The organism is Altererythrobacter sp., assembly GCF_050299635.1.
GTDB lineage: Bacteria > Pseudomonadota > Alphaproteobacteria > Sphingomonadales > Sphingomonadaceae > Erythrobacter.
The window spans coordinates 38805-55960 of sequence record NZ_JBNKWF010000014.1 but is presented as its reverse complement, the minus strand read 5'-3'; the positions used below and the strand labels follow the sequence as shown (position 1 = coordinate 55960).

General features: G+C 60.5%; 11 protein-coding genes. 6 read left to right on the top strand and 5 right to left on the bottom strand.

Annotation, left to right across the window (positions count from 1 at the left end; all coding sequences use genetic code 11):
* Positions 1-54: 54 nt before the first annotated feature.
* Entirely contained in the window at positions 55-2949 is a 2895-nt protein-coding gene (gene galA, locus ACQY6C_RS09195) for a beta-galactosidase GalA (protein ID WP_427967904.1), read from the bottom strand.
* A gap of 66 nt (positions 2950-3015) precedes the next feature.
* On the bottom strand, positions 3016-3975 hold the full coding sequence (locus ACQY6C_RS09190; protein WP_427967969.1) for an alpha/beta hydrolase: 960 nt from the start codon (positions 3973-3975) through the stop codon (positions 3016-3018).
* Positions 3976-4357: 382 nt separating this feature from the next.
* Between ACQY6C_RS09190 and ACQY6C_RS09185 the strand changes: the two genes are divergently transcribed.
* From ACQY6C_RS09185 to ACQY6C_RS09175, 3 genes are read left to right on the top strand one after another with little or no spacing between them, the layout of a single operon-like run.
* Positions 4358-5488 (top strand): aldose epimerase family protein, encoded by a 1131-nt coding sequence (locus ACQY6C_RS09185; RefSeq protein ID WP_427967901.1) that lies wholly within the window; start codon positions 4358-4360, stop codon positions 5486-5488.
* Positions 5485-7269: an IlvD/Edd family dehydratase gene (locus ACQY6C_RS09180; RefSeq protein WP_427967898.1), complete on the top strand. Its 1785-nt coding sequence runs from the start codon at positions 5485-5487 to the stop codon at positions 7267-7269. The genes ACQY6C_RS09185 and ACQY6C_RS09180 overlap by 4 nt, the downstream gene beginning before the upstream one ends.
* A 54-nt stretch (positions 7270-7323) precedes the next feature.
* Entirely contained in the window at positions 7324-8112 is a 789-nt protein-coding gene (locus tag ACQY6C_RS09175; RefSeq protein ID WP_427967895.1) for a polysaccharide deacetylase family protein, read from the top strand.
* A 150-nt stretch (positions 8113-8262) separates the two neighbouring features.
* On the opposite strand, the gene ACQY6C_RS09170 is transcribed toward ACQY6C_RS09175, so the two are convergent.
* The 3 genes from ACQY6C_RS09170 to ACQY6C_RS09160 all read right to left on the bottom strand — a co-directional run bounded on the left by ACQY6C_RS09170 (position 8263) and on the right by ACQY6C_RS09160 (position 13077).
* Positions 8263-9492, bottom strand: a complete 1230-nt coding sequence (locus ACQY6C_RS09170) for a glycoside hydrolase family 27 protein (RefSeq protein WP_427967892.1) — start codon at positions 9490-9492, stop codon at positions 8263-8265.
* A gap of 51 nt (positions 9493-9543) precedes the next feature.
* Positions 9544-11910, bottom strand: coding sequence for a beta-L-arabinofuranosidase domain-containing protein (locus tag ACQY6C_RS09165; protein ID WP_427967889.1), 2367 nt, complete (start codon positions 11908-11910; stop codon positions 9544-9546).
* A 162-nt stretch (positions 11911-12072) separates the two neighbouring features.
* Positions 12073-13077, bottom strand: coding sequence for a zinc-dependent alcohol dehydrogenase family protein (locus tag ACQY6C_RS09160; protein WP_427967886.1), 1005 nt, complete (start codon positions 13075-13077; stop codon positions 12073-12075).
* Between the two features lie 164 nt (positions 13078-13241).
* Between ACQY6C_RS09160 and otsB the strand changes: the two genes are divergently transcribed.
* The 3 genes from otsB to ACQY6C_RS09145 are packed head-to-tail and all read left to right on the top strand — an operon-like array spanning position 13242 to position 17145.
* Positions 13242-13973, top strand: coding sequence for a trehalose-phosphatase (gene otsB / locus ACQY6C_RS09155; RefSeq protein WP_427967883.1), 732 nt, complete (start codon positions 13242-13244; stop codon positions 13971-13973).
* A complete protein-coding gene (locus ACQY6C_RS09150; RefSeq protein ID WP_427967966.1) occupies positions 13973-15763 on the top strand; it encodes a glycoside hydrolase family 15 protein in 1791 nt (596 codons plus the stop codon). Before otsB ends, ACQY6C_RS09150 begins: the two co-directional genes overlap by 1 nt.
* Positions 15760-17145, top strand: a complete 1386-nt coding sequence (locus tag ACQY6C_RS09145; protein WP_427967963.1) for an alpha,alpha-trehalose-phosphate synthase (UDP-forming) — start codon at positions 15760-15762, stop codon at positions 17143-17145. Before ACQY6C_RS09150 ends, ACQY6C_RS09145 begins: the two co-directional genes overlap by 4 nt.
* Positions 17146-17156: the final 11 nt, after the last annotated feature.

The following is a 17156-nucleotide window of genomic DNA, read 5'->3' as shown; positions in this document are numbered from 1 at the left end:
GAAGCCGTTCGCCTCAACGGAGGCGGACGGCTTCTGTTTCTTTTAGGACCATCATTACCTGGCGCCGACGGTGGCCGGTCGCGAAAGCCCCCCGACAAGACCGGGCCGGCTTTCCACGAGCAGCGTAACCACATGTTCCTCCTCGCCCGCTGGCAGGGCCAGTTCCAGCGGCGCTTCCGCGAATTCCGGCTTTGCCGCAACCTTGCGTCCGTCCAGCCAGATCTCGGCGCGCCCGACAATCCCGCCGAAGCGCAGGGTTCCACCATTTGTCTGAACGTGTCGCCGGGCGACGAAGGTGGCGCGGAGCGAGATCCAGTTGCCTTCACCCTGCGCTGCTTCGATCTGTCCCGTGCCAAGCCACAGCCAGCTGTTCATGTCGGAATCGACTGGCTTGCGCATCGGATCCGGTTTGTCCCGGCTGGCAGGGGATTGCCTCCAGCCTTCAAGAATCTGCACCGAAGGAGTTGGCGGAACCTGCGCCCTAGGGCTGGCGGCAAGGCGCCGAATGGTCGACTGTCCGGGCTTCAACTCCTCAGCCTGCGCAGTAATACGAAGCGGCCCTGCGCCGGGATCGGCCCGCACGATCAACTGCGCCAGCCCGTTGAAGAGCTTGCGGCTGTCACCCTTCTCAGGCTCATGGCTGTTGGGATTGCCATTGCCCAGGCCGATGATCTCGCCGCCTGAGATCTTAAAATTCACAGGAAGCTGTGCGGTTGGGACGTGGCGGCCGCGGGCGTCGATCGCATCGACGGTGATCGGCTGGGCATCCTCGCCGTCACCGGCCATCACAATCCGGTCGGGCGTAAGGCGCAGGGCAACGGGCGCGCCGGTAGTCTCGACCAGGGCACGAGCAACCTCGTGCCCGGCGCGATAGCCCACTGCTTCAAGTCGGCCCGGCTCCCAGGGAACCTGCCAGCGCGGCATCTCGAACCGATCGACCGACTTGTCACCCATAGGCCGCCCGTTGAGGAACAGGGCAACCCGTTCGACATTGGTCATGGCCATCACCGTAATCAGTTCGCCTTCGCGTCCGGCCCAGTTCCAATGGGGGGCAAGGTCGAGCAGTGGCCGGTCGTCGATCCATTGGGCACGGTGCAGCCAGTATGCGGTCTTGGGAAAACCGCACAGATCCATGATCCCGAAAAAGCTGGATGCCGAAGGCCATTCATAGGGGCTGGGCTCACCGCGATAATCGAAGCCGGTCCAGACGAATGCGCCCGCCACGAACGGCCTTGTCGCCACCGCCTTCCACGCCTCGCGGTGGGTATTGCCCCAGCTTGAACGCTCATCGTCATAGGAAGCGAAGACTTGCTTGGCCGGGTCGCTTTCGAATGCGCCGCGTGTCATGAAGGCGCTGGTGTCTTCCGAACTGGTGATCGGCACATCCGGATGCACCGCATGAAACCGGTCATAGAGGTCCGGCTGGTAATTGAAGCCGACCACATCGACCGCCTGGCTGACGTTCTTGGGTGCGAAAAGGCCGGAATTCATCGCGGCGGTGACGGGGCGGCTTGAGTCGAGCGCCTTCACCTCGCTGGCCATGCGGCGGACCATTTCATAGCCGGCCTCGCTGCCTTGCATTGGTTCTTCGTTGAACACCGACCACATGATCACGCTAGGCCGGTTGCGGTCGCGCCGTACCAGCCAGCGCAGTTGCTCGATGTAATCAGGGCTGGTGTTGAAATTGCGGTTTTCGTCCATGACCAACATGCCCAGTCGGTCGCAGGCATCGAGCAGTTCCACTGGCGGCGCGTTGTGCGAACAGCGGATCGCGTTGGAGCCCATGTCCTTGAGCCTGCGGATTCTCCACTCCCAAAGCGCATCGGGAATCGCGACCCCGACCCCGGCGTGGTCCTGGTGATTGCAGGTTCCCTTTATCTTGAGGGGCTGGCCGTTGAGAAAGAAGCCTTTCTCTGCATCGAATCGAAAGGTGCGGAAGCCGATCCGCAGCACACGCCGGTCTTCCGCTTCGTCTGGTCGAGCAAGGCTTAGCCGCAGCGTGTAGAGGTTGGGATCGTCGACGGACCAGAGGCGGGGGGAGGGCACCGCCAACTCGAGCCTCGCCTCGGCATTGCCTAATGGTGGAACCGTGGCTTCGATCGCACCACTGGCGACTGTGCGCCCTTCGGCATCGCTTAATACCGCGCTGAGCGTGGCGGTTGACTCTCTCTCGAGGATACTTGCCAGTGAAGCGGTGATCGGCACTGTCCAGCGACCATCGTCGCCGCGCCGAGGGTCGGCATGGACGCCATCGGTCTGGATATGCACCGCAGGGCGTTTGGCGAGCGAGGCGTGGCGGTAGAGGCCCGCACCTTCGTACCACCAACCTTCCATCTTCTCCGCATCGACCCGGATCGCGATGGTGTTGAGATCATCGCCGAAACGCGCCGTCGGGGTCAGGTCGATATAGATGGAATTATATCCGCTCCAATTGTGGGCGGCGACCGAGCCGTTGACCCAAACCGTCGCGTTGGTCGCGATCGCGCCAAACTGTAGTTCAAGGTATTTGCCGCGATCCGCCGGGTCGAGCCGCAAAGATCGCCGGTACCAGGCATAGCCGCGCTGGCGGTAGCCCTGCGAGGGATTGGCGTCGGGGTCGAACGGCATATCGACGGCCCAGTCATGCGGCAGGTTGACGAGCGGCCAGTCCGAATCGTCGAAATTGACCGCCGCTGCTCCCTGAGCTTGCCCGGCCTTAGCGTTGGCATAGCTCCAGCCATGGCCCTTGATCTTCGGAAACGGTATGTCTCCCTGGTGAAACTGCCAGGCCTGATCCAGCAGCAGGCGGCCGGGTTCTTCAGGTTCGGACCGGAAGGGCAGGCTGTCGCGCGAAGGCGGCATAGGTAGATCAGGTCCGACAGGATCGTCGACAATACGCGCACTAACTTGCGTAATTGGTGCAACCGCCGCTGCACCGCCGATCGAGGCCAGGAATTCGCGGCGTTTCATTTGCTTGAGTACATTCCCTTGAGAGATGCCTGCCGGTTCATGGCAGTAACGAGAGGCAACTTGCAGCTATTCCGCTGGAGGCTGGATCAGTCCGTGGCCGGCTGCAAAGGCCGCGAATAGTTCAGGCCATTTGGATGCAGGCAGGTTGGCTGGCAGACGAACGCCGAAGCCGTGGCCACCGGCTTCAAAGATGTGCAGCGCCACAGGCAGCTTGTCCGCTTGCATCGCTTCATACATTGCGATGCTGTTTGCCACCGGTACGGCGCCGTCATCATTTGCGTGAAGCAGAAAGACCGGCGGGGTTTCGCTTGTGACCCGGCGGTTTACCGAAGCTGCCCTCTTTGCCTCCGGCGTTGCCCCTGTCCCCAGAAGGTTGTCGCGCGTGCCCCCATGCGTGAAATCGGCTTCAAGGCTGATGACGGGGTAGATCAATCCAGCAATATCCGGTCGGGCCGAAAGGCTGTCTGCAGCATCGATGGATTCATAGACCACTTCGGCGTGGCGTGTCGCAAGCGAGCCAGCGAGGTGGCCTCCCGCGGAAAATCCGAGCACACCCACGCGCTTGGTGTCGATACCGAAATCTGTCGCTTTGCTGCGGATCAGGCGCATGGCGCGCTGGGCATCTTGCAGCGGCACAACTTCGCGGTTCTGCCAGCCTTCGCCGGGCAGGCGGTAGAACAGAATGAATGCGGTAATTCCCCGTGCATTGAGCCATTGCGCCTGGCTGACGCCTTCGTTGTCGTAGGACAGGAAGCCGTAACCACCGCCAGGGACGATCAGCATCGCGGCGCCATTCGGTTTGGCGGGGCGCCAGACCTCAAGCATTGGTCTGGCGATGCCTCGTATCCAGCGGTCGTATACGCCGGGATCACGCGATTGATCGTCAACCCTGCGCTCAATCGGAATATCGGGATTCAGGCCCGGAGGAGGGCCGGGCCATAATTCGAGAATCTCAGGGCTGTGAGCTGTGCCAGCTTGCGCAATGGCGGGTATTGTCGCGAGCGCAAAGCCTGAAGCAAGTACCATCCGGCGAGCCAGTTTCACGCTACGATTCCCGGCTTTTCGGCCCACACGAAAACACCCCTCATTTCGCCTACTCCCAATGGCAATCTTTTGTGTGAGTATAAGGTGCACGCAGTCCCGGTCAACTGGCTCGGGATCGCGATCATTGCGGGTCGGTCAGGATTGTTCCCGTTTTCCAGCTCCATTTCAGGTACCCAGTTTTCCCCTGAGATCTGCAGCTGAGCAGCGTGCTTATTCCACTCTTTGCTTGCTCAATACCACATTTTCAGACTAGACGGAGAAATTGTCTGAGTTAGAGACTTCTGATTGATGAGCTGGCGACCGGCTTCTCAGCCATTCAGTGGATGAGAGGCGAAGTCGGCCAACATGGCGAGAGGTATTGGGGATGATGAAGGGTTTGCTTGCTGCTGCCTTGGTTACACTGGTTTCAACTGGCGCGAGCGCTGCGACCGCTGAACGAGAAGATGGTGGAACACTTGCAGATGGCCGAAAGACCGATGCGATTGTTCTCAAGAACTCGGAGGGGATAACCGCGCGTATCCTGGCCTTTGGCGCAACCCTGCAGAGCCTGAAGGCGCCGGATCGCCAGGGTTGTTTTGCCGATGTCGTGTTGGGCCTGCCAGATGCTCCAGCCTATGAAGCAAAGCAGACATTCCTCGGGGTTACCGTCGGGCGCTACGCAAACCGTATCGCTGGCGGCAAGTTTACCCTTGATGGCACAACCTATTCGCTTCCTCTCAATGACAAGACGAATAGCCTGCACGGCGGCGGTAAGGGCTTCGACTCGCAGCTTTGGACGGTCGAAAGCGTAAAGTCCGGCCCTGTCGCGTCAGTAACACTGAGCCTGGTCAGCCCCGATGGCGACGCCGGCTATCCTGGCGAACTTCACAGCAAGGTGGTCTATTCGCTCGACGAAGCGGGCAATCTGGCGATTTCATTCAGCGCCACGACGACGAAACCCACGATCGTGAACATGACCAATCATGCGCTGTTCAACCTCGCTGGTCAGGGCGGACCACGCGATGCGATGGATCACGTGCTGACCATTCCGGCTTCGCGCTATACCCCCGTGAATGATGCCCTGATCCCGACCGGCGAACTGCGCAGCGTTGAAGGCACTCCGTTCGATTTTCGCGCCGGACGCACCATTGGCCGCTCGCTTCGCGATGGACACGATCCGCAGCTAGTGATCGGCCGCGGGTATGACCACAATTTCGTGATCGACACAGGCCTTACTGCCAAGCCCAAACTGGTCGCGCGGCTGGAGGATCCGGGTTCCGGCCGGGTGGTCGAAGTGCTTTCGACCGAGCCGGGTGTCCAGCTTTATACCGGAAACTTCCTCGATGGCACGGTGCTGGGCAAGGGCCAAAGCATCTACCGGATGGGAGACGGCATTGCGCTCGAGCCGCAGAAGTTCCCCGACACACCCAATCAGCCGGCCTTCGGTTCGGCGCGGGTCGAACCGGGCAAGCCCTATTCACATACAATGATCTATCGGGTGTCGGTGAGTAAATGAGCAAGAAGCTTCGTTCTGCCGCATGGTTCGATAATCCCGACAATATCGACATGACGGCGCTCTATCTTGAGCGCTACCTCAACTTCGGGCTCAGTCTGGACGAACTGCGTTCTGGCAAGCCGATCATCGGTATCGCGCAAACCGGCAGTGACCTCTCGCCGTGCAACCGGCACCATCTGGTCCTGGCGGAGCGCGTGCGCGAAGGCGTGCGCGAAGCGGGCGGGGTTCTGATCGAGTTTCCGGTTCACCCGATCCAGGAAACCGGCAAGCGGCCCACGGCCGGACTTGATCGAAACCTCTCATATCTTGGCCTGGTCGAGGTGCTCTATGGCTATCCGCTGGATGGCGTTGTCCTGACGATCGGATGTGACAAGACCACCCCGGCAGCTCTGATGGCGGCGGCAACGGTCAATATCCCGGCGATCGCCTTGTCAGTGGGGCCTATGCTGAATGGCTGGCATCGCGGCGAGCGGACTGGCAGCGGCACGATCGTGTGGAAAGCGCGCGAAATGCTGAGTCGTGGCGAAATCGACGATGCCGAGTTTATTCGCCTGGTGGCCTCGTCGGCCCCGTCGACCGGCTATTGCAACACCATGGGTACGGCGACCACGATGAACTCGCTGGCCGAGGCGCTGGGTATGAGCATGCCCGGCAGTGCCGCGATTCCCGCGCCCTATCGCGACCGTCAGGAGAACGCCTATCTCACCGGCAAGCGGATCGTCGACATGGTGCGCGAAGATCTCAAGCCGTCAGACATCATGACCCGGGACGCATTCCTGAATGCGATCAAGGTCAATTCGGCGATTGGCGGCAGTACCAATGCCCCGATCCACCTCGCAGCAATCGCTCGCCATATGGGGGTCGATCTGGATATCTGCGATTGGCAGGAGCATGGGTTCTCGGTGCCGATGCTCGTCAATCTTCAGCCTGCTGGCGAATATCTGGGCGAGGATTACTATCGGGCTGGCGGCGTGCCAGCTGTGGTCAACCAGCTGATGGGCCAGAACCTGATCGCCGAGCATGCAATGACGGCCAATGGCAAGACCATCGGCGAAAATTGCCGCGAAGCAGGGATCGAAGACGAAAGGGTAATCCGTCCTTTCGACAAGCCATTGGTCGAAAACGCGGGTCTTACCGTCCTTACCGGCAACCTGTTCGACAGCGCAGTAATGAAGACCAGCGTGATCGGTCCGGAATTCCGTGAACGATATCTTTCCGATCCCGATGATCCCGATGCCTTCGAAGGCCCGGTGGTCGTATTCGATGGGCCGGAGGATTTCCATGCGCGGATCGATGATCCCGCTACCGGGATTACAGCCAGGACATTGCTGGTAATGCGCGGAGCAGGTCCGATAGGCCATCCCGGCGCGGCCGAAGTGGTCAACATGCGCGCGCCGTCCTATCTGCTTCGCGAAGGTGTCAGCGCCTTGCCGTGTATCGGCGATGGGCGGCAGTCGGGAACTTCAGGTAGCCCGTCTATCCTCAATGCCAGCCCCGAAGCAGCAGCAAATGGTGGGCTGGCGCTGCTCAAGACCGGCGATCGGGTTCGCATCGACCTGCGCAGGGGCACGGTAGACGTTCTGATCGACGACGCTGAACTGGCCGAGCGCAAGGCCGCGCTGGAGGCCGCGGGCGGTTACGCCTATCCCGCCAGCCAGACCCCGTGGCAGGAAATCCAGCGTTCGCTGGTGGGTGACATGGGCCGTGGCATGATCCTTGAGGGCGCGGAGAAATATCAACGTATTGCCCAGTCCAAGGGCCTGCCACGGGACAATCACTGAGGGGAAGGCGGGGCGACAAGTCCTTTCGATCACTCACTCAACGAGAGGTTAGCTATGCGACCATTATTGCGGATCGGTTCAATCCTGCTGGGAACCGCCCTGTGCGCGGTCCAGGTTCAGGCGCAGGTTGAAGGGGGCCCATGGCCGGACGGCAGGAAAACTGCCGTGGTTCTGACATATGACGATTCTCTCCCGTCGCATCTCGACATCGCCATTCCGGCGCTCGACAAGGTCGGATTGAAGGGCACATTCTTCCTGATCGGCAAACAACTGGGACCCGATCAGATCGAACGCTGGCGCGCAGCATCGCAAGAGGGCCACGAACTGGCCAACCACACGTTGCGGCACGCTTGTTTGCAAGGAGACAACGCCGAAGGCCGAAAGTTGGGCAGCAGCGATTCCTATGACGTCGAGATGATGCTCGAAGAGATCCAGATGATGAACAATCTGCTGTCTGCGATCGATGGCAAAGCCCGGCACGGATATGCCACGCCTTGCGGCCAGCATCTGGCGGGTGGCGTCGATTACCTTCCGGCACTGCGCGAGAGCAATATTGTCCAATACCACCGGGGCGCCTGGTGGGCGGGCGAGACCGAGCTCGATCCGATGGATCTTCCGGCCACCTGGTTCGATGAGAAGGCAACCGGTGCCGACATGATCGCGGCGGTCGAAAAGGCGTCAGAAAGCGGCGGATTGGTGGTCCTGGGCTTTCACGGAGTTGGCGGAGACTATTTGAAGGTCAACGCAAAGGCACATGCCGAACTGCTCGCCTATCTCAAAGCCAATGAGGACAAGATTTGGGTCGCGCCCTTGTCGTCGGTGATGGCACATACGGGTCGATAAAGAGCTCTTCGGACAGCCAGCCTTGAGCTGACAAGGTTTCTGCCCGGCGAGATAGGGCGTGCCGCCCGGTTCATCGAAACTATCGCAAAAATGAGAAAGGCGGCGCCACCCGGCACCGCCTTTTCCCTATGCATGACAAGTAGGTTGCGGTTACTTCTTCGGTTCCAGGATAAACACGGCAGTATCGCGCGGGCCTACCGACACTTTCAGTTCGGTCCCGGTGTCGCCGCGCACCTTGCCGGTCCAGGCATCCATGATCTGCATCTTGCGTTCGTTCAGCTTGGCCGAACGCTGCGACAGACCGTCGCTGAGCGGCTCTGCCTTCCAATCGATCGCATGGGTGCGGGCAACAGAGCTGCGGTTGAGAACGGCAACCGCCCAGCGATCTTCCGAAAGAGGTCGGGCCCAGACTTCAAGTTCAGGAGTCTTCATCCAGGGGAAGCCCTGGATGCCCAGCGGGTCCTGATCGATAGCGATAATGTGCGGGCTGTTCAGGATTTCGGCAATCTCCGGTTTCATTCCGACAACATCGGTCCCTGCGATCAGCGGCGCAGCGAGCATCGCCCACATTGCAAAATGCGAGCGATTTTCCGCCAGGCTCGGAAGATTGCCGACTTCCATCATGTCGGGATCGTTCCAGTGCCCCGGACCAGCCACGTTGCGCAGTTCCGCCTGCTTGTCGAGAATCTCGAGTATGCCCAGGCTGTACCAGGTGCCGTGACCAAGCTGACAGGACCAGCAATTCGTGATGTCGCCGGTCGTACGCCACAGATGGCCGACGTCCTGCGCCCATTCCCACGGCTTGTTGTCACCCCATTCACAGATCGAAAACACCACTGGCCGTCCGGCCTTGTAAAGCGCGTCACGCATTGTGGCATAGGCCTCGCGCGGGTTACGCTGAGCGGGTCCCTCGCCAGTGTTGCACCAATCATATTTGAGATAGTCGACGCCCCAACGCGCGTATTGAATTGCGTCCTGATATTCGTACCCCTGGCTACCGGCCCGGCCGCCACAGGTCGCTGATCCGGCATCGGAATAAATGCCGAACTTCAGGCCGCGAGCATGGACGTAATCGGCCAGGGCCTTCATTCCTGAGGGGAAACGCGAGGGATCGGGCTGGATGAATCCGTTCTCGTCGCGCTCGCCCTGCCAGCAGTCATCGATGTTGACATAGACGTAACCGGCATCGCGCATGCCATTCGCGACCATGGCGTCGGCAGTCTTGCGGATCAAATCTTCATCGACGTTGCAGCCGTAATGGTTCCAGCTGTTCCAACCCATCGGCGGCGTCTTGGCGACGTCAGGGAATTTTTGCGCCATGGCAGGGCTGGTGGCCAGGGCCAGGCTACCAACAGTTAACATAAGTTTCTTCAGGATCATTTTCGTTCACCTTGTTGAGGTCAAATTTTCCCGGGGACGACGGCCCCGGTGTCAGGTTTCAACTTGTTCCGTACCCAGGGTGCGGCATTCATACACTGTGACCCATTGGTCGCTGTCCGCTTCAAAGCGGACGGTCATCGTATCCCCGGCCAGCAGGCCTGCCGGGATCGGATAGCTGATGACATTGTGCTGGACGGTGGGCTCGCCGGAGAGTCTTTCCCTGGTCAGCCGCTGGCCATTCACGAGGATCGCGAAGTCGCGGTTGCGGGCATTGCCGCTGTAAACCACCCGCAACTCAACGGGGCCGGGCTTTGTCGCGAGTTTGAATTCAAAGAAGCCCTTGGCCACGTTCCGCCCACGTTCGGCGATATTGGCATAGGGCATGGTGTTCGGGGTGCCAGAGAAGGCGTGATCGCGTTCGGGCTGCATCTCGCCCAGGCGAATGATATCGATAGTGCGTGCTCGCGCTTCTGCCTGTTCCCGGGCCTCGGCCAGATATTGGGCCTCAGCCATCGGCCATTCCTCCGGCGTGAAGCGGCGGAAATATACGGCAGTGCGCATGTCGTGGCGGTTGAAGAAAGGCTTGAGCACCAGGTCCTGGGGGCGGCTGAAGCCGGAAAGCGCGAATGCCGGGCCATCATCGATCTGGCGCAGAGCCCCGCCAGCGTTGGCAGCGACGATAACCGGATCGAAAGCCATGTTGCGAGGCTCGTCGGCCGTTCCCATTTCCGCAGCGAGTACCAAAGGTCCGTATAGATAGGCCTGGATCCGGTCATTGTCCGGCATCACCTCGTGGTGAAGTGCCATTGGCAGCGTCAGCTCGATCACGTCTTCCGCCGCCAGCCCGTCAAGCATCAGGTAGCGATCGACGATCTTCGCCCGGCGTGCGTCCCCGTTGACTTTGATCTTCGGAGCGCTGGCCCAGCCGGGTATGCGCATGCCCAGATCGACTCCTTCTCGCGCCTTGGCGACGCGCAGGCGGATCGTCTCCTGCATCGGAAAACCCGTTTCCATCTCCAGCCGGACACCTTTTTCTGTCCAGTCGAGTGTCGAGGGATAGAACAGGTTGACCAGCACCCGTTCGCCCCTGCGCCACCAAATACTATCGCCGTGCTTGGAATTGCTTTCCATGCCCGAACCGACGCAACACCAGAACGAATCGCCCAGGGTGGAGCGGACCCGGCCGAAGCCTGAGGCGAGCGGCGTGAAGTAACTGAACATCCCCGTTTCGGGATGCTGCTGGGACATGATGTGATTGAGATGTGTGCGTTCGTAAAAGTCGAAATAGCGTGCGTCTCCGGTCCAGCCATAGAGGTGGCGGGTCAGCTTCAGCATGTTGTAGCTGTTACATGCCTCGCAGGTCTCCTGGCCGAGCCGACCCGATAATTTTCGGGGTTCGCCGAAATGTTCGTGGTCCGAATTGCCGCCAATCACATAGCTGTGATTTTGCGTCACCGTGTCCCAGAAGAACATCGCCGCGCCAGCACAGTCGTGGCGGTGCTGAGGCGTGGGGGCGACTTCATAGATCCGCGCCAGCCCGATCAGCTTGGGAATCTGGGTGTTGGCGTGCTTGCCGTTCAGCTCATCATGCTGTGCAGCGAGCGGATCGAGCACCGCGCGGTGGCGCAGCCGGTCTGCGATCCGTAGCCATCGTTGATCCCCGGTGCGCGCATAGAGCTCGGCATAGCTCTCGTTGATGCCGCCATGTTCGGACTGGAGGATATCCTGGACCTGATCATCGGAGAGCCCATCAACCAAATCGCCAAGAAAGCCAGCGAGCCCCTTGGCAACATCGAGGGCCATGGCGTCCTGGCAATGGAAGTGGGAATCGAGCGCCCCTGCCAGAAGCTTGTGATAGGTGTAGAGCGGCACCCAGCAATCGTTGAGGCCGAACCCTGATGCCCGAATGTCCCCCTGACGGATCTCGTCATAGATGACCTTGGCGCTGATCGTCTTACCATCGCGGTCGACAGTCGCTGCGCCCGCATAGCCGTCACCATGCGCCTGTTGGACCGCCGCCAGTTCGCGCGAGATGTAGAGCGAGCGGTCACGAAACCGTTCGTCCCCGGTCTGGGCATAGATCAGGCTGAGCGCGGATTGATAATGGCCAAGGCTATGCCCGGCGATGCCCATTGCTTCCCACCCGCCATAGAGTTCCCCCTTGGGTTCAAGCCCAGCGAAGCGGCGGAAATTGTGCAGGAACCGGTCCGGATCGAGCGCCAGAAGGGTGCGTTTGTTAGTTTCAACCGATTGCAGGAAAATCGAGGGATTGAGCCGCACCTGATGGAGAGGGAAGGGCTGCGCGGGTCCCGCGCCGGGAGGCATTAGTTCGATTCCCTCGGCAGCACGCGAAGCACTGGCCAGCGTGGTTGCGCCAGCTATCCCCGCAAGCAGAGTTCGCCGTTTCAAGCCTATCATCCCGATATCCTCAACCATCTCGTCCAGTTTTGCGGCGCGACTATGACTTGTCCGAATGTCATGTCAATACTCATACAATAACCATTACGAGTTCATCCTCCGGCGTAGTGCTGGCCTGCGATGCGATGGGTGGGAGGAACCCACTCGCATCTATTGCCAACCTCATGGAACCAGCACTGCCGCGCCTTGCAAGCGGCCTTCGCGCAAATCCGACAGCGCCCGGTTTGCGTCTTCCAATGCATATTGCGTCGTGTGCATCTTGATCGACGCCGTGTGCTCGGCGGTCAGGAAGCCCGTGCCATCGGCGCGGGTGAGATTGGCCACGGACTTGATGCTGCGCTCGCCCCACAGATCGGTATAGGGAAACGCGGGAATTTCGCTCATGTGGATCCCTGCGCAAATGATGCGACCGCCCTTGCGCACCGCCTTGAGCGCGGCAGGGACCAGCGCGCCCACAGGAGCGAAGATGATCGCTGCATCCAGTTCTTCGCCGGGATTGGAACTGCTCGAACCGGCCCATTCGCAACCGAGATCGCGTGCAAAGTCTTGCGAAGCGGTGTCGCCTTCACGCGTGAAGGCGAAGACTCTTCTGCCATCGGCCAATGCTACCTGCGCGAGGATATGTGCGGCGGCACCAAAGCCATAGAGCCCGAGCCGTTTGCCTTCACCAGCCATGCGATAGGCACGCCACCCAATCAGCCCCGCACAAAGAAGCGGGGCGGTTTCGCAGTCGCTGAGGCCCTCGGGCAAGGGGAAGCAGAATTGCGCATCGGCAATCGCGTGCGTGGCATATCCGCCATCGCGCGTCGCACCGGTGAAGATCGGATCATCGCACAGGTTCTCCTGTCCCGAGCGGCAATAGTCGCATTTCCCACAGGTTCGCCCAAGCCAGGGCACACCGATCCTCATGCCTCGCGCGATGCCCGTTACGTCCGATCCAGTCTCGATCACCTCGCCGACGATCTCGTGACCCGGAACGATGGGATAAATGGCAGGGATATCGCCGTCGACGACATGCAGGTCCGTTCGGCAGACGCCGCAGGCGAGCACTTTCACCAGCACTTCGCCATAGCCGGGCGAGGGCACCGCGCAGTCCTCGCGCCGCAGGGCCTGCCCGGGTCCGTCGCAGACCATGGCCCAGCATTCACTTGTGTCGTGACTGGACAATCCTCGATTCTCCCGTCGTGGTTTGGACAGAGAAACATAACACAGGCCGAGCGGCTACGGCTCGCTTCGAATTGCGCGGAATTCATGGATCGTTGAGGGCGAGGACTACGAATGCCCTGAGACTGGCGCTTGCGCGACGGGCAAGGTCCGCTATTGCTAGGGAAATGTTGCAGCGCAGCAGACTTTCCTCTCCACCTTCGCTCAATAGCTTGGGCGCGGTGGCGCTGTTTCTCGATTTCGACGGCACTCTGGTCGAGATCGCCAAGGGACCCGATGCCATCGAGGTTCCGGGCGACCTTGGCGCCAGGCTCAACTCGCTGGCCGCAAGGTTGGAAGGGGCGCTGGCGATCGTGACCGGGCGCAGCATCGACAATCTCTCCAGCTTCGTGGGCCTTGAGGGAATACATCTGGCCGGATCGCATGGCGGGCATATTCTCGATGCGGCGGGGAATGCCCTGCGAGAGGCCGAAGCGATGCCTGACGAGGTGCGCAGCGCGCTGTCGGCCTTCGCGCAGCAACACGGTCTGCTGCATGAGCGCAAGACGCATGGCGATGCGCTGCACTATCGCAGCCGCCCCGATCTGGAGGATGAGGCGCTCGCTTTTGCGAGGACACTGGCCGATGAGCATGGACTGGCGACCAAGCCGGGCAAATGCGTGATCGAACTGGTCCGGCCCGGCATCGACAAGGGTGGCGCGGTCGAACTCCTTGCTGGCCAGATACCCTTCGTGGGGGTTACGCCGGTGTTCATTGGCGACGACGTCACCGATGAAGATGGCTTTGCCGCCTGCAATCGCCTGGGCGGATTTGGAATCCTAGTCGGTGATCGCGCGGATACTGTGGCGCGATATCGTCTTGAAAACGTGGGGGACGTATATCGATGGCTGAGCCTGTAATGTCCGATCTGGAACTCTGGCCGATCGGCAACTGCCAGGTTAGCGCGCTGGTGAACAGTGAAGGCAGCATTGTATGGGGCTGCGTTCCGCGCGTGGACGGCGATCCCGTTTTCTGCGCTCTGCTCAATGGCGATAGCCAGGATGCAGGCGTGTGGCGCTTCGAACTGGAGGGGCAGATCAGCGCCAGCCAGGAATATATTCGCAACACGCCGATTCTGGTGACTCGGCTCGAAGCAGAAGACGGCAGCGCGGTGGAAGTGCTCGATTTCTGCCCGCGTTATGAAGAAAAGGGCCGGATGTACCGCCCGGTGGCGTTCGCTCGCATCGTGCGGCCTATCGCGGGAAGTCCCCGCATCCGTGTGGTGCTGCACCCGATGAAGAATTACGGGGCGCAACTGGCCGACACCACCAATGGCACCAATCACATTCGCTATCTGGTCGGCCAGCAGGCGCTGCGGTTAAGCACCGATGCACCGGTCGGCTACATCCTCGAAACGCGCACATTCCGGATCGAGCAGGATACGCATTTCTTCCTCGGCCCGGACGAGCCCTTCATGGGTAATCTGCGCGAGGAAATCCGCCGCATGGAACAGGCGACGCGCAAATACTGGCAGCAATGGGTGCGCGGGCTCGCAACGCCGTTTGAGTGGCAGGACGAAGTCATCCGCTGCGCCATCACGCTCAAGCTGTGCCAGCATGAGGAGACTGGTGCGATCGTTGCCGCGCTGACGACTTCGATACCAGAGGCTCCACATAGCGAGCGAAATTGGGACTATCGCTACTGCTGGATCCGCGATTCCTATTACACGGTGGTCGCGCTCAACCGGCTCGGCGCGCTGGACGTGCTGGAGAAATATCTCGCCTATCTGCGCAACATCGTGGATTCAGCCAAGGGCGGGCAGATACAGCCGCTCTATTCGGTGATGGGCGAAAGCGAGCTGGACGAGACAACTGCCTCTTATCTCGCCGGTTATCGCGGAATGGGGCCAGTACGGCGCGGGAATGCGGCCTACAAGCAGGTCCAGCACGATTGCTACGGCCAGATTGTCCTACCGACGGTGCAGGGTTTCATCGACCGGCGCCTGCTGCGCATGGCTGACGAGCGCGACTTTGAAAGCCTGGAACAGGTGGGCGAAATGGCCTGGGCCATGCACAACCAGCCCGATGCGGGCCTGTGGGAGTTCCGCACGCGGCAGGAAGTGCACACCTATTCTGCGGTTATGAGCTGGGCCGCTTGCGACAGGCTGTCCAACATTGCCAGCTGGCTTGGCGTGGAGGATCGCGCGGCACTTTGGTGTGAGCGTGCCGATACCATCCGCGCGACGATCGAGCGCGAAGCCTGGGTGGAAAATGGCGAGGAGGGCGGCCATTACGGCGCCAGCTTCGAAAGCGATTATCTCGATGCCAGCCTGCTGCAGATGGTGGAGCTGCGCTTTCTTTCGCCAGAGAATGAGCGGTTCAAATCCACCTTCGCTGCAGTTGAGAAGCATCTGCGCCGCGGCAACCATATGCTGCGATATGCCGCCGAGGACGATTTCGGCGCACCGGAAACCGCCTTCAACGTCTGCACCTTCTGGCTGATCGAGGCACTGCATCTGGCGGGCAGGGATGCCGAAGCGCGCACGCTGTTCGAAACCATGCTAAGCCATACGACGCAATCGGGCCTGCTCAGCGAAGATCTCGATTACGAAACCAACGAATTGTGGGGCAACTTCCCGCAGACCTATTCGCTGGTCGGCGTAATCAACTGCGCCGGATTGCTTTCGAAACCATGGAGTAATGTACGATAGGACGCCTGGTAGTCATCTCGAACCGCGTTGCCGTGCCCAAGGCGCGCGGCGCAGCCGGGGCCCAGGGCGGGCTGGCGGGCGCGTTGAACTCGGCGCTCAAGGATTACGGCGGAATCTGGTTTGGCTGGTCGGGCCAGGAAAGCGATGATCGCACCGGCAATATCAATATGCAGCGCAATGACGGCGTCACAACCGCAACTATCGACCTCCCGGAGCGGGACATAGACGAATATTACAACGGCTATGCCAATTCGACGCTGTGGCCGCTGTTTCACTACCGGCTCGATTTGACGGAATATGAGCGCGAAACCGGCAAGGGATACGAGCGCGTCAACGAACGCTTCGCCGAATGCGTTACTCCGCTGATCGAGGAAGACGATCTGGTCTGGGTGCATGACTATCACCTGCTGCCACTAGGAGAGCGACTGCGATCGCGCGGGCTGAAGAACCGGATCGGCTTCTTCCTCCATATTCCCTGGCCGCCCACGCGGCTGTTCGTCTCGCTGCCGTTTCACGAGCGGCTGGTGAAGACGATGCTCGAATACGATTTGATCGGATTCCAGACCGGCGAATGGCTTGAAAGCTTCCTGCATTATTGCCGCAAGGAACTGGGTGCCGAGGTCGACGAAGCGAGCGGCAGGATCACGCTGGACGGGCGAACAGTTATTGCCAAGGCCTATCCGATCGGGATCGACTGGGAGCATTTCCAGAGCCAGGGCGAAACCGAAACTGCGAAGCAGGCTGAGGAGCGGTTGCTGTCCTCGACCCGCAATCGTGCCGCTATGATCGGCGTTGACCGGCTGGATTATTCCAAGGGCCTGCCAGAGCGGATCGACGGCATCGGGCGCTTCTTTGACCAGCACCCCGACCGGGTGCGTGACCTGGTCTATATCCAGATCGCTCCGCCAAGCCGGGAGGATGTGGAGAGCTACCAACATATTCGAGCCATGCTGGAGCAGAAGACCGGCCAGATAAATGGCGCGCGCTCGGAAGTCGATCTGGTGCCGATCCGCTACGTCAATCGTGGCTATTCGCACCCGGAGTTGTTCGGGTTCTTCCGCGCGTCGAAGATCGGGTTGGTGACGCCGCTGCGCGACGGTATGAACCTGGTGGCGAAGGAATATGTCGCGGCGCAGGATCCCGAAGATCCTGGCGTACTGATCCTCTCACGCTTTGCGGGGGCAGCGCAGCAATTGCCCGATGCCGTGCTCGTCAATCCTCATAGCCCGGACGATGTAAGCCATGCCATCCGCATCGCTCTCGACATGCCAAAAAAGGAACGGCGCGAACGCTATGAAGCGATGATCGGGACAATCCGAGATGACAATGTGCAGGATTGGACCAAGCGTTTTTGCGCCGATCTGGAAGCCACCAGAAACTGACGCTGGCAGAA

Bases quoted from the DNA above. Each gene is read 5' to 3' on its own strand.
- galA (WP_427967904.1), bottom strand. From the start codon at position 2,949: ATGAAACGCCGCGAATTCCTGGCCTCGATCGGCGGTGCAGCGGCGGTT.
- ACQY6C_RS09190 (WP_427967969.1), bottom strand. From the start codon at position 3,975: ATGGTACTTGCTTCAGGCTTTGCGCTCGCGACAATACCCGCCATTGCG.
- ACQY6C_RS09185 (WP_427967901.1), top strand. From the start codon at position 4,358: ATGATGAAGGGTTTGCTTGCTGCTGCCTTGGTTACACTGGTTTCAACT.
- ACQY6C_RS09180 (WP_427967898.1), top strand. From the start codon at position 5,485: ATGAGCAAGAAGCTTCGTTCTGCCGCATGGTTCGATAATCCCGACAAT.
- ACQY6C_RS09175 (WP_427967895.1), top strand. From the start codon at position 7,324: ATGCGACCATTATTGCGGATCGGTTCAATCCTGCTGGGAACCGCCCTG.
- ACQY6C_RS09170 (WP_427967892.1), bottom strand. From the start codon at position 9,492: ATGATCCTGAAGAAACTTATGTTAACTGTTGGTAGCCTGGCCCTGGCC.
- ACQY6C_RS09165 (WP_427967889.1), bottom strand. From the start codon at position 11,910: ATGATAGGCTTGAAACGGCGAACTCTGCTTGCGGGGATAGCTGGCGCA.
- otsB (WP_427967883.1), top strand. From the start codon at position 13,242: ATGTTGCAGCGCAGCAGACTTTCCTCTCCACCTTCGCTCAATAGCTTG.
- ACQY6C_RS09150 (WP_427967966.1), top strand. From the start codon at position 13,973: ATGTCCGATCTGGAACTCTGGCCGATCGGCAACTGCCAGGTTAGCGCG.